The sequence below is a fragment of the Mesorhizobium sp. P2_D6 genome, from assembly GCF_056404315.1.
In genome coordinates, this window is the sequence record NZ_JBFUEG010000005.1 from 197,304 (window position 1) to 209,650 (window position 12,347).

Consider the following 12,347-nt stretch of genomic DNA (forward strand, 5'->3'; position numbering starts at 1 on the left):
AGGGTCGCACAATAGCGGCAGCACTTTTCTCCGTGCTTCTGGCGTCCTGCACCTCCGCCGGCGACCCGACAATGTCGGTCGGCATGCCTGGCTACAACGCCACTGCTTCTGACATCGCCGCGGCTTCCGGCACCAGCCCTGCGGCGCCGGGCGATTCGACCGTGCAGGTCACATCGACCGCGCAGATCACGTCGACGGCGCCACAGATGATGATGACGGCCGCGGGCGATGCGACGCTGCCCGAGCAGGTCGCCTATGTGCCGGTGGCCAAGCCCGGCACAAGCTTCCCGGTCACTATTCCCGCGGGCGCCGAAGCCATCGTCGGCCAGGCGCCGCAGGCGCTGCAGCAGCCGGCACAGACTGCGGCCGCAACGGACGACGCGGCGCAGAAGATTGCCGATGCCGATGCCGGCGTGACCGCACCGAAGCCGACGGCCGCAGCACCCGCGACCCCCGCGACCAATGAAGTCTACGTGACGGCCGCCGCACCCCAGCAGGTCGACACGCCGAAGAGGGGTTTCTTCGCTTCGCTGTTCAGCACGGCACCAGCCTCGGCTGCACCCGCTCCGCTGATCAACTCCCGCTCGGGCGAACAGCCTGCGGTTGCTGCCCAGCCCAAGGAAGCGCCCGCCAAGCCCATTGTCACGCTGGCTTCTGCCACCTCGGCCGACAAGCCGGTGCAGTTGGCCTCGCTCGGCGACGACAGCAGCAGCCATATCACCGGCGCCGATGCGCTGCCCGGCGTGCGCCAGACGGCGCTGTTCGAGATCAAGCGCAAATCCGGCATCGACGACGAAAGCGACGTCGATCTGAACGAGGACGAAGGCTCGGGCGGCGCCTATCAGGTGGCTTCCGCCGCCGGCCTCGCCCGGCTGGCGCCCAACGGCCTCTTGAAGCAGAACGAAAGCGTCGACGTTGCCTGCCTGAAGCCGTCGCTGGTGCGCGTGCTGAAGACCATCGAAGGCCACTACGGGCGCAAGATGATGGTCACCTCCGGCTATCGCGACCCGGCCCGCAACCGCCGCGCCAACGGCGCCAAGAACTCGCTGCACATGTATTGCGCCGCCGCCGACATCCAGGTTCCCGGCGTCTCCAAATGGGAGCTGGCGAGCTACATCAGGACCATGCCCGGCCGCGGCGGCGTCGGCACCTACTGCCACACCGAATCCGTCCACGTCGACGTCGGCCCCGAGCGCGACTGGAACTGGCGCTGCCGCCGGCGGGGCTAAGCCCCCATACGGCAAACGGGTTGAGGGCTGCCAGCAGCCCACCGTTCCTTCCGGCTAGCTATGAGCAACGTTCGAGATTAGCCGAAGCCTCCGCGACTTCGTCATCCTTGGGCGCAGCGACGCGAAGCGGAGCGCAGACCCAAGGATCCATGCCGGGACTCCAGCCGCAGAACGCAGCGGTGCAGAATTCTGCACCGTGGCGACGCTCAAACGTCGCGGCATGGATCCTCGGGTCTGCGCCGCGTCGCTACGCTCCTTGCTCCGCCCGTGGATGACGACCGTGAGGAACGCTTCGGCCAATCTCCACAGGCATGCGATCTCCGCGCGACTACGGAGCCCGCCTGCCCTACCGAAACAGCCGTTCTTAGCCCTCCTGAAAAAAGTTGTCGCATCTTGCGGCTGATGGGTTGCCGGTTGGCAACAACGCAATTATAAGCCGCTTCGTCTGAGCGCGCCCATCGTCTAGCGGTTAGGACACCGCCCTTTCACGGCGGTAACAGGGGTTCGATTCCCCTTGGGCGTACCAGATATTTCAAGGACTTGATTGTGATCTGATGTCTGCGGACTCGATAAGGGCCAGAAATGCATCTCCGCGTCGGTGAGTCTCCGCACCAAGGTGGGCTTCGCGAAGCAGGGCTCGTTAGTTCAGGTCGATTATTTTGAATGGGTGGACCGTCACGACCGTTTTAGCGCCGCTTACCATCCCGTCGGCCGCTCGCGGTTAACCAATGTCCGATTTAAGCCAGCATTCCTTTTTGCTCTGAACGAACGCAAAAGCGGCACAACTAGTGGCGCAGGTGTGGCCTTAAGTCGCAAACTATTGGCTTCAAAAGCAGGGCGTCGGGCTTCATTGACGGTGCGACCAGCACCATATGGTGATCCAAAGCCCTCCAAATCGAGAGAAGCTCGCCCGACGGGTCGCACTGCGGCTGTCAGCCAGAAATGGCTATGAACCAAGGAACCTGAAAACCATCATGCCTGAAAATACCAGACTAACTTCGAGAGACATTCCCCTCATTCAGCTCGGCGTCTATCAGTGCCGCTTCCCGGTGAGCGAAGACCCGTCAGTACCTGGCGGCTACCGTTTTTGTGCCGGGCCAACTTCGCCAGATCGTGTCTACTGCGATCACCACCACAACATTGTGACCGCCGTGGACCCTCGTCGAGCCCGTTCGGGTCTCCATATCCCCCAACGGCGCGCCGCTTAGGTTACGAGGCCCACAAGCCACACCCGCCGGCAGCGGCGCGTCACATCCCGGCGGAAACGCGCTGTTAACGTCGTTCGCGGGTGACGGTATGTCGGCCCCGGTTCGAAAGTGTAAGTTCCATTCGCTCTCAGCCGTGGAGGTCGGGAATGAACTTGCTGCGAACAGCGCTTTTGTGCGCGGCCATGATCGGCCTGGCAGGCGTGGTGTCGGTTCGCGCCGAAGATCAGCCTGTGTCGCCGAACGCCGCAGCGGTACCAGAGCAGCCGCCGGTTCATTGCGAGGGGCAAAATTGCTTGCCGCCGGCCGAGGACCACGTCGAGGAGTGCAAGGGGCAAGATTGCACGCCGGTGCCATCGACCGACCAAGCGCCTGCTCCTGAGGTCGAACAGGTCAACTAAACAGCATCGGCCGGTATCCTCCCAGCGAAACCGGCGACGATTATGAGGTCCAGTATTTCGCCAAGAAGGTCGGGATCACGCCCCAGCAGGTGAAAGACCTGATCGCCAAGCACGGGAACATTCGCGCGACGCTGGAGCGGGAAGCGAAGGCAATGGGAAGCGAAAGGTAGGCCAGCATGCCAGAATACCAAGTGGAAGAGTGGCATGGAGACGAGCGTGTCTCGTCCCATGCCACAAACGCCGATGATCCGATATCAGCGGTAGAGAAAGTCACTGGGCAACGAGTGTCGCCTCGAACTCTTCAGGAACACTGGTTTCGTGTGGTCGATGAGGATGCGAGAAGCACGCATGAATTCAGTCTTGAGGATGGCGTGCCCCGGGACTTTGCCAAATGACGAGAATTGCGGACCTTGGACCACCTAAGCCCGGCAAGCCCCACGAGCCGAAGGCAGACGGCCACGACCATTTTCACACATGCCCGATCTGCGGCCAGAAGGTCGACCGGCGCGACTTTCGCCAGGTGATGTGGCACGAGCAGCCGGATCACGAGCCGCTTGAAATGAACAACTAGGAGCGGGGCGGTTGCCGAAGACCCTCAACCAACCATGCCGTCGACCTCGATCAGCAAGTTCGACTATGACCCAAACACCCGGGTTCTCTCAGTCTGGTTTGTAGCCAGCGGGAAGCACTACGAGTTCTTGGACGTACCGGTTGAGGCCTTTGCCGCGTTTCAATCTGCGTTTGCTAAGGGCCGCTATTTCAACAACCACATCCGTAACAACTACGCATTCCGGCTCGCGCAAGGGAAGGCAGGAAGCTCATCGGGCGGTTGACATAAGCGGCAAGAGAGAAAGCCCGACCTGCTGGCTCGCGCCGCGGGCATGAAAACGGCTCGCATCGCTGCAAAACGGCCCTGCAGAACCAAGGCAAAGACCATTGCAACTTTGGAGAGTGAGTGGGCCTGCACCGCTGGGGGCGATGCGGGCCCGGCCAAGGGTTGGGGCCCTCGGCCAGCAGCGGGGGGCCGCTGCCGTATCTGAAACCAGGCGCAAAATATCAGGTTCCGCTTATATAGCAAAAAGCCGGCCGAGCTCCTTTGACGGGCAGCCGCATCAGCTAGATAGTGCCAGTCCGTATGATCCATTCCAGCAAGTTGGAATCTACGTCATCACTATCCGTATAGTCTCGGATCAACAGGGCAGCCTCGTCACGCCATCGGTCCTCTGGGATGTTCTTTTCGATGACGCATTTTAGGAAGGCGCCACGCAAGACATTGCAGTCGGAAGCCGATATCCTTGGCTGGGTCATGATGCCCACCTCTAATCCCGGGGCGAAAGCGCAACGAACTCCAAGCACCGATGCGTCGCCGGTGACCTTGGGGGATTTAATGCGCTCAGAGGTGGCTTCAACCAGGACTCACTGTACGTCCTTAACCAATCGTTACCGATCGTTCGGAGAGCGCTAATTTCGGTGGGCGGTTCCCGTATTCCGCGGTGGCCGGCGCGGATTTCACTGTTCTCACCGGCCAAGATCGCGTCGGCCACCTTCAGGCTCTATAAGCATCGCTTAATGAACGATTCCACCAAACCGGCCTGGCCCCCGGGGCCGGTCAGGGCCCGACGTTCAACCCGCCACCCCAACGCACTGCCGGATAGCCAAGCCTTATCCTCGCGTCGCATTGGTCGCAGTTGAAGCTCGATATAACCTTGAACCACGAGCCCTTTTTCACCATTACATGGGAACAGTTGGGGCACTCAAATTCCAGGTACTCGTCCTTCAACTCATTCGAAATTGGCGTTAAGCCACCTCCCCAATACAACGACGCGAATGACACTGCCGAACGTAGCGCTTCAGCAAACGTTCCGCGTTCCGACGTCAGGCGCATTGCACATGGGACCTAGGTCCGATTACATTGTCTCGGGCGCGATCGGCGATTTTTGATCGACTTGATGGACCCTTGCATTCGTCACAGAAGTCTTTGGCAATCACCTCGCAGATACGGCTCGCAAACTCGCTCGGCGAAGGCTCTCAAAAGTCAGGCTGCTGACTAAGACCTGACGGCGGGCTTAATGTCTCATTGTCTGGTTCGGCTCCGTAGCTGTCTCTTATGTAAGCGAGATGGAACATTCGCTGTCAGCCGCTGTTCTTTGCCAGGAGGAACGGTCATGGCCGACGACATTAGGAACCACGGCGTCAGCCAGCAGGACGGCAGAGGCGAAAGCACTTCGACCCTGGTGATGACACCAGAGCAGTCGCGGGCGGCACGGGCGCTATTGAACTGGTCTCAGGTGCGGCTCGCTTCCAAGAGCGGTTTGAGCGAAGGGACAATACGCGACTTTGAAAACGGGCGGAGGATTCCGCGTCCCACGAAGCTCGCCGCCCTACTTCATGCGTTTGAGGTGGCTGGTGTAGTATTCACCGCTGCGGGGCCGTCACGAACTAACTTCTCTGAAGGGGAGTCGGGTGTGATCGGCTCCAATGAGATGTAGCGCTACGCTAAGCTGGATCCAAGAAAATCAAGGGCGGGTTAACGACTAGCCGCCTTCGCCAGCGCGCGTTCACCTTTGCCCAGCACCGTGTGCGCCCCATGCGTGATGCCCATGATCTCGGACCCTTCGAACCAAGTCGAGACGTTCAATTTCGGAAAATGCAGCACGCGAGCCGCCCACCAGACAATGTCGTGATCGCCTAGCCCCTTCGCCCCAGGCGCCAATCTCCTCGCTCGGGCTTCCGCGATCACACCATAGGCTTACGCGATCCCGGCAGTTCACAATACATCTACAAGCGGTCGATTCCTTAGGGATGTAGCCGCTCCCATCAGAGGTCCGTCGCGTGGGGGCACGCGGCGGACTGCTGGTGGCCCATCCGGCTGATATAGCGCGGCGCCCGGACCATCGCCAGGCGACGGCGGGTTTGTTTAGCCTTCCCTTACGTAAAGAAACGTCTCCTGCACGGTTCGGGAACGGAAGGAGCCCATTCTACAACACGTTATGTCGGCGTATGATCCCTTGCCAGCCGGCGCCCTCACGCCGGTTAGGCCCGGTGGTCAAAACCCCCAAGCCCCCGCCCTTGACCGCTGGGCCGCTACTAGCCCCACCAGCGAGCGTTTCCGTGGGCCGCCATCCTACCGCCGGCGAAGAGCCTCGCCCGTCCTGGCGCCCGCCTGTGGCTCGACGCCGACGCTGCGCAGCCAGTCCACCCAGCCGGTCGGGCGCTGGTCATGGATGAGTGAAGCGCCGAGCAGGTCGGCGGGGGTGCGCAGCGCGCCGGCCAATTCCTTCGTCGCGACAGGCGACAGAAAATCCCTGGCGATCAGCAAACTCTCGCAGCCTTCCGGGGGCGCATCGGCGTAGGGGCTGGAGTAAAGCGCGGCATTCCAGTCCGTGATGCATCCATCATCCGAATGGCAACGCCGTCTTTACCGGCGGATGTCAGGATCCAGCCGTCATTGTGCCTTCATCGATGATGGCAGATTGTGGCAGGCGCCACGGGCGGGATCGGCAGGATGCTGGCTTGGGAGACATCGCATACGGACCGGTGGCAGGCCGGCGGCTGGAATGGTCTGCAAGCCTGCTTTGCCTTCCTCGCCTTGACGGCGGCCTTCGTACAGACGGCAGAGGCAGGCGACCGTATCTCGCATCTGCTTGATCGCACCAGCACAGCCTCGGCCTATGCGGCCGAATCGGACCTTGTAACTGCCTACACGTCGGGCATGGCGCGCAGCCGCCTGAACCTTGCCGGGCGCACCGGTGAGACCAATCTGGCGGTCCCGCTCGAGCCATGGTCGTTGCGAACGGAATTCCGGGCGCGGACATGGCGCGCGGCGGATGGCAGCCTGCTGCAGGGTTTTGCAGGCACTGGCGGCTTCCGGGTGACCGTCGGAAATTGCCTTGCCCGCTTTTGCGCCGCCAGCGAATGCAGCGATGTCGGTTGGCCGCTCTACAGCTGCAGCGACGGCCGCAAACGAAAGATGTCGGCCACCGACTTTGTGACGGCAAGTTTCGATGGCGTCTCCTACCGGCGGTTGAGCGCCGCCAAGGAGTAACGCTGCAGGCACTGCGAAAAATCCTCACCCCTGGTCGTGCGCCACCTGCGGCCAGCGCTGCAGGGCGGCGTGGCCACCTTCGGTCAGCGCATAGACCCCACGCTCGGCCCGAGCGAACCAGCCATAGACATTGTCCAGAAGGATGCTGGCCGCCCGTGGCGAAATCGCCTTCAGATCGCGCGGCCGCTTCGGGCCATCAGTCATGGCGGCGGCGCAGGCCAGCGCATCCTGCCGGTAGGCGGTCATGATCGGCGCGCGCGAACCGCCGCCGATCACCGGATCGCCGCGCCGGCGCCGGTGTTCCTCCATCAGCCGCGAGCGCCGCTTCGGGTCGCGGCGCGGCGGCAGAGCGGCCGGGCTGAGCAGCAATTCGACCTCGCCCTTGCTGCTGACAGCCAGAAGCCCGAAGCCGAGCCGCCGGCAGAGCGCGCGAAAACGGCGGTCGTGCTCGCGGCCCTTGCCACGCGCCGACATGCGCGCCGCCAACCATACCTCGTCGCAAGCGGCGGCGCGATCGACGCCTTGCAGGACGAGTTCGAGGTTGAACTGCAGTTTCAGTTCGCAAATGACCAGCACCGGCGGCTCGCCATCGCGCACCGCCACGATATCGCAATTGCCGATTTCGCCCTTGACCGTGAATTCCAGGCTCTCAAGAAACCGCTTCACCGGGACGTAGAGGGACGTTTCCTGCATGGCGCAGGCATAGCCGATTCGGGCCGGACCGGCACCGGGATCGCCGAGGGGTCTGGCCGCGCGCTAAACCGCCTCAAACCCAACCGTCTGCAAAAGCCCGCCGCCCGGCAGGTTTTCCAGCGTGATGGTTCCACCATAGCGTTCGACGATTTCCTTGGCGATGGCCAAGCCCAGACCGGCGCCGGGGATGGATTGCCAGCGGGCGGGGTTGACGCGGAAGAATGGTTCGAACGCCTTGTTTAGCAATTCCGGCGGGATGCCGGGGCCATGGTCGGCGATTGCCAAGGCGGCGCGGCCGTCGGCAGCGGTGAGCGAAACGCTGCAACCCTTGCCGTGCGTGGCGGCGTTGACGATCAGATTGCGCAAGGCCCGGCGCAGACCGAGCGCCCCTGCCCGCACCGAGACCTTGTCGAGGTGGTCGGCCGACACCTGGTGTCCCAGCGACCGCATCTCGGCGGCGATGTCGCGCACCAGCCGTTCCAGGTCGACCGGTTCGACCGCATCCTGGTTGACCTCCTCGCGCACCAGCCGGATGGCGCTATCGGCGATGCGGTCGAGCTCGTCGAGGTCGTGCAGCCATTTTTCGCGGTCGTCGTCGAGAAATTCGGCGCGCAGCCGCATGCGGGTCATCGGCGTGCGCAGATCATGACCGGCGGCAGCGACCAGCCGCATGCGACTTTCCATCGCCGTCTTCAGCCGGGCGGAGAGCTGGTTCAGCGCATGCGCGGTCGCCTTGACCTCGGCCGAGCCCACTTCCGGCACCGACGCCAGCACACCGTCCGAGCCGATCTTGGAGACGGCGGCCTCCAGCATTTCCAGCGGCCGGATCAACACGGAAGTGAAATAGACGGACACCGCCGTGGCGCCGGCCACGATCAGCGAGATCCAGCCGGCCAGAACCAGCCATTCGCGCCTTGGCGGCTTGACGTGCGGCACCTCCATGATCGCCCAGCGGCCGTCGGGCATTTGCACCGATGCAATTTGTCCGGGTTCGTCCGCCTTGTCGCTGACGATGGCCCGGAGGTCGAAGCCCCGGCGGCGCAGTATGTCGTTGAGCATCGCCGTTTCAGCACGAGTGACCTTGCCGCCGGCGGGATGATCGGTGAGCTGCACGTTCAGCACATCAGGGACGGGACCGGGCTGCAGCCGCACCACGAGTTCCATCTGTTGCGCAATCCAGGGCACGGTCAGTTCCGGCGGCGGCCCACCGCCGCGCACGCTGATCACGGCGGCGGTGGCCAGGCCAACTACGCCGACGATCGAAGCGACCAGCAACAAAATGAGCCGCCGGCGCAGCGAGTTCATATCTCCGCCTCCACGGCCTCGACGCGCGCGGTAAGCTGGTAGCCGCCATTGCGCACTGTCTTGAACAAGGGCCCCTCGCCGGTCTCGCCGAACTTACGGCGCAGCCGGCTCATCAAAACGTCGACCGAGCGATCAAGCGGTTCGCGCTCGCGCCCTTGTGTGAGATCGAGCAACTGGTCGCGCGACAACAGCCGGCCGGGCCGGTCGAGAAACACCTGCAACAAGTCGAATTCGGCGCCGGTGAGATCGACAAGGGCACCTTCAGCGTCGGTCACTTTGCGGATGTCGGGCTCCAGCGTGTAGCTGGCGAAGCGGTAGATGCGCGCGCGTGGTGCGGCAAACTCCTCCGGCACCGCCCGCCGCAGCACGGCGCGGATGCGGGCGGAGAGTTCGCGCGGGTTGAACGGCTTGCCGATATAATCGTCTGCGCCGAGTTCCAGGCCGATGATACGGTCGACGTCCTCTTTCAGCGCCGTCAGCAGGATGATCGGGATATGCGGTTTGCGGTCCCGCAACCCCCGGCAGATATCGAGCCCCGATCCATCGGGCAGCATGACGTCGAGCACGATCAGGTCGAACTGGCCAGCGCCGAGCTTCTGCTCGCATTCGCGCCGGTCCGCCGCCATCGACACGCGGAAGCCCTGGCCGTCGAGATAGCGCCCGAGAAGCGTCCTGATCTCGCGGTCGTCGTCGACGACGAGGATGTGGGGTTGCGATTGCATTGCCTGCGATGTGCCCTTTGCCGATTTACCGCGCCGATTATAGGCAAGCCGCCGGCGCACAGCAGATAAAATTGCAACCGAATGTTGCCGGCAATCCGGCAGAAACATTCCGAAACAAATCTCCCTTTGCTGGAAACCTTCGGCAACACACCGAAGCAAAGCGGAAAAAGAGGCCCCCTATCCTGCTGCCATCCGATGCATGTGGGAAAGGATTACGTCATGCAAAGCAGACTTCTGGCGCTCGGCCTGTTCTCCGCGGTCGCCATTCATCCCGCCCTTGCGCAGCAGGCCGGCCCCGCGCCCGGCGAGCAGCCGCAAATCCTGGCGCTGCAGGACGACCCGGACCAAGGTCCCCCGGGTCAAGGTCCCTGGCCGCACCGGCCGGCATGGCATCGCCCGGACAGCTTCGGTCCGCATCGCATGGGCCCGCCGCCACAATTTGTGCTCGCGGCCCGGCTTGCTACGCTTGAAACCCGCATCGGGGTGCGCAGCGAACAGCTCGACGCCTGGCGCGACTATACCAGCGCGCTGCAGGCGGTGCTGGCACCGCCCGGGCCCGATCATGGCCCCGGTGGTTCCGGCAATCGTGGTCCTGGAGCCGCGGATGGCTCCGGCGGCAAAGCCGATCAGGGTCCCCGCGATCCCTTCGCTTTCCAGGAAAGGCTGGCCGACGATGTTACCGAGCGCGCGGTCGCAGCCACCAAACTGAAGGACGCCATCGCAGCCCTTCGCATCAAACTGACGCCCGAACAGCTTGAAATTCTTGCCTCGGCGGAGCCTCACGGACCACCCCCCGGTCCCTGGGGCCACCTGCCGGACGCAGCCGGCCCCGGAGGTCTGCCTGGCCATGACAGACATGCTCCCGATGCCCTACCCCGGACTGATGAGCAACTCTGACCGGCTGCGCCGGCCGGCCCGCTGACACACCCGTTCTCGGGCCGGCCGGTTTGTTTTCCCCAAAATGGGCAGCCGGCTCGTCCCGGCCGCCGTCAAGCAACGAAAGCACGACAATGTGGGAAGCCCTGATGATGCTGCGGCTGATCGCAGCCTTTGGCCCAGTCGGCGGCTCGCTCAGTTCGACCGGCCGCGGCGCTCGAACCATGCAGCCGGCCCTGCCGGCAGACACGCTCAAGGGCGCGATCCGGCTAAGCTTCGCCGCCTGGCGCCTGTCGCTGCCGCTTTCGACACAGTCGAGTGCCGCCCTTGATGACAAGAAAATTGCGTAAGGGCCGCCCATTGCCGATCACGGGCAAGGCGCTTGGCGAAACGCTGTCTATTGGCCTATTGGTGGTGCTGGGCATCGCGGCCAAGACTTCATTCTGCCAAAGACTCATTGTGCTTGTCGAATACACCCTGGCCGCCGAGAAGGAGCGCAGGATGAGCCGCTTCGAGGCATTGCTCGACGCCGCGCGCAAGCCCTGGCGCAAAAACCCGCTGCCGACAACGCGACCGCAACCCCAGCGAAAGATGACCGACGCCATGCCGTTCCCGTCCAGCCAGTCCTTTTTACCGTCGCGTCGGTCCGCATCCTGGGCCGCCCTTTGCGCCGCACTCCTTCTCGCGGCCTGCTCGCAGGAGGGAGCAAAGGCTCCGGCAGGCATGGGCGCTGCTGGCCGGCCCGAGGTCGGTGTCGTCACCCTGCATCCCCAGTCGGTGGCCATCACCGCCGAACTGTCTGGGCGCACCAGCGCTTCGCTGACCGCCGATGTGCGCCCGCAGGTGAATGGCATTATCCAGGCCCGGCTTTTCCAGGAAGGCAGCGAGGTCGTGGTCGGCCAACCGCTCTATCTCATCAACCCCGCGAGCTACCAGGCAGCCCTGGATAGCGCGAAAGCAGCCCAGCAGAAAGCTGAAGCGGCGGTGCCGACCGCGCAGTCCAAGTTCGACCGCTACGCCGGCCTGCTGGCGCAAAAGGTGGTCTCGCAGCAGGACTACGACGATGCCGCCGCGACGCTGGCGCAGGCCCAGGCGGATGTGGCGTCGGCCAAGGCAAGCGTCGAAGCCGCGCGCATCAATCTCGACTACACCAAGATCACCGCGCCGATCGCCGGCCGCATCGACAAGTCGTCGCTGACGCCGGGGGCCCTGGTCACCGCCAACCAGGACACCGTGCTCACAACCATTCGTGCGCTCGATCCAATCAACGTCGATGTCACGCAATCGAGCACCAATCTGCTCAATTTGCGCCAGGCGATCAACGAAGGCCGGCTGAAGTTCAGCGGCCCCAATGTCTCGGTCAAGCTGAAGCTCGACAACGGCACCGTCTATACGCAGACCGGCAAGATGGAATTCGCCAGCGCCAATGTCGACCAGTCCACCGGCACCTTCGCTCTTAGAGCGCAGTTCCCCAACCCGGATCGCCTGTTGTTGCCGGGCATGTATGTGCGCGCGCTCATCGAAGAAGGCGTCGCCCAGAACAGCTTCCTGGTGCCGCAGCGCGCCGTCAGCCGCAACACCAAGGGTGAAGCGACAGCCATGGTCATCAACGCCGCCGGCAAGGTCGAGCAGCGCGTGCTCGCCGTGCGCAACAGCGTCGGCAACAGCTGGCTGGTGGATTCGGGCGTTGGCGACGGCGACCGCGTCATCGTCGAGGGCTTGCAACTCGTGCGCCCAGGTGGCGACGCGACCGGTGTCGAGGTGACGATCGACGAGGCGACCGGCGAGGTCAAGGACCGCGCGCAGACCTCATCGGCCGTGCCTGCCACCTCTGAGGTGGCCGCCAACGCCCCGAAGACCGGGAACTGACC

At 63.6% G+C, this 12,347-nt stretch carries 15 protein-coding genes and 1 tRNA gene; 12 read left to right on the top strand and 4 right to left on the bottom strand.

Annotation, left to right across the window (positions count from 1 at the left end; translation table 11 throughout):
* Positions 1–71 precede the first annotated feature (71 nt).
* The 8 genes from AC1D1L_RS12970 (at position 72) to AC1D1L_RS13005 (ending at position 5,324) form a co-directional block, all read left to right on the top strand.
* A complete protein-coding gene (locus AC1D1L_RS12970) occupies positions 72–1,229 on the top strand; it encodes a YcbK family protein (RefSeq protein ID WP_477342176.1) in 1,158 nt (385 codons plus the stop codon).
* Between the two features lie 451 nt (positions 1,230–1,680).
* Positions 1,681–1,755: transfer RNA gene (locus tag AC1D1L_RS12975), tRNA-Glu, on the top strand.
* Positions 1,756–2,101: 346 nt separating this feature from the next.
* Positions 2,102–2,437, top strand: coding sequence for a hypothetical protein (locus AC1D1L_RS12980; protein ID WP_477341774.1), 336 nt, complete (start codon positions 2,102–2,104; stop codon positions 2,435–2,437).
* A gap of 146 nt (positions 2,438–2,583) precedes the next feature.
* Positions 2,584–2,835, top strand: a complete 252-nt coding sequence (locus AC1D1L_RS12985) for a hypothetical protein (protein ID WP_477341776.1) — start codon at positions 2,584–2,586, stop codon at positions 2,833–2,835.
* A 5-nt stretch (positions 2,836–2,840) separates the two neighbouring features.
* Complete coding sequence (locus AC1D1L_RS12990; protein WP_477342178.1) at positions 2,841–3,005, top strand: DUF3606 domain-containing protein; 165 nt, start codon at positions 2,841–2,843, stop codon at positions 3,003–3,005.
* Between the two features lie 221 nt (positions 3,006–3,226).
* Positions 3,227–3,406, top strand: coding sequence for a hypothetical protein (locus AC1D1L_RS12995; RefSeq protein WP_352588762.1), 180 nt, complete (start codon positions 3,227–3,229; stop codon positions 3,404–3,406).
* A gap of 34 nt (positions 3,407–3,440) precedes the next feature.
* Positions 3,441–3,668, top strand: coding sequence for a KTSC domain-containing protein (locus AC1D1L_RS13000; RefSeq protein ID WP_352588759.1), 228 nt, complete (start codon positions 3,441–3,443; stop codon positions 3,666–3,668).
* A gap of 1,332 nt (positions 3,669–5,000) precedes the next feature.
* Positions 5,001–5,324: a helix-turn-helix domain-containing protein gene (locus AC1D1L_RS13005; protein ID WP_477341779.1), complete on the top strand. Its 324-nt coding sequence runs from the start codon at positions 5,001–5,003 to the stop codon at positions 5,322–5,324.
* A gap of 635 nt (positions 5,325–5,959) precedes the next feature.
* Here AC1D1L_RS13005 and AC1D1L_RS13010 read toward each other — a convergent pair.
* The gene (locus tag AC1D1L_RS13010) at positions 5,960–6,154 is read right to left on the bottom strand and encodes a hypothetical protein (protein WP_477341781.1); all 195 of its coding nucleotides are present in this window, start codon (positions 6,152–6,154) and stop codon (positions 5,960–5,962) included.
* A gap of 186 nt (positions 6,155–6,340) precedes the next feature.
* On the opposite strand from AC1D1L_RS13010, the gene AC1D1L_RS13015 reads away from it, so the two are divergent.
* Positions 6,341–6,880, top strand: coding sequence for a hypothetical protein (locus AC1D1L_RS13015; RefSeq protein WP_477341783.1), 540 nt, complete (start codon positions 6,341–6,343; stop codon positions 6,878–6,880).
* Between the two features lie 24 nt (positions 6,881–6,904).
* On the opposite strand, the gene AC1D1L_RS13020 is transcribed toward AC1D1L_RS13015, so the two are convergent.
* From AC1D1L_RS13020 to AC1D1L_RS13030, 3 genes are all read right to left on the bottom strand, one after another.
* A complete protein-coding gene (locus AC1D1L_RS13020) occupies positions 6,905–7,573 on the bottom strand; it encodes a DUF2161 domain-containing phosphodiesterase (RefSeq protein WP_436260212.1) in 669 nt (222 codons plus the stop codon).
* 63 nt (positions 7,574–7,636) lie between these two features.
* Entirely contained in the window at positions 7,637–8,878 is a 1,242-nt protein-coding gene (locus AC1D1L_RS13025) for a sensor histidine kinase (RefSeq protein ID WP_477341785.1), read from the bottom strand.
* Positions 8,875–9,600 carry a response regulator gene (locus tag AC1D1L_RS13030; RefSeq protein WP_477341787.1) on the bottom strand — a complete coding sequence of 242 codons (726 nt, stop codon included), beginning with the start codon at positions 9,598–9,600 and terminating at the stop codon, positions 8,875–8,877. Before AC1D1L_RS13030 ends, AC1D1L_RS13025 begins: the two co-directional genes overlap by 4 nt.
* Before the next feature lie 219 nt (positions 9,601–9,819).
* Between AC1D1L_RS13030 and AC1D1L_RS13035 the strand changes: the two genes are divergently transcribed.
* The 3 genes from AC1D1L_RS13035 to AC1D1L_RS13045 all read left to right on the top strand — a co-directional run bounded on the left by AC1D1L_RS13035 (position 9,820) and on the right by AC1D1L_RS13045 (position 12,345).
* Complete coding sequence (locus AC1D1L_RS13035) at positions 9,820–10,497, top strand: hypothetical protein (RefSeq protein WP_477341789.1); 678 nt, start codon at positions 9,820–9,822, stop codon at positions 10,495–10,497.
* 113 nt (positions 10,498–10,610) lie between these two features.
* On the top strand, positions 10,611–10,826 hold the full coding sequence (locus AC1D1L_RS13040; protein WP_477341791.1) for a hypothetical protein: 216 nt from the start codon (positions 10,611–10,613) through the stop codon (positions 10,824–10,826).
* Between the two features lie 253 nt (positions 10,827–11,079).
* Positions 11,080–12,345 carry an efflux RND transporter periplasmic adaptor subunit gene (locus AC1D1L_RS13045; RefSeq protein ID WP_477342180.1) on the top strand — a complete coding sequence of 422 codons (1,266 nt, stop codon included), beginning with the start codon at positions 11,080–11,082 and terminating at the stop codon, positions 12,343–12,345.
* The last annotated feature ends 2 nt before the right edge of the window (positions 12,346–12,347 follow it).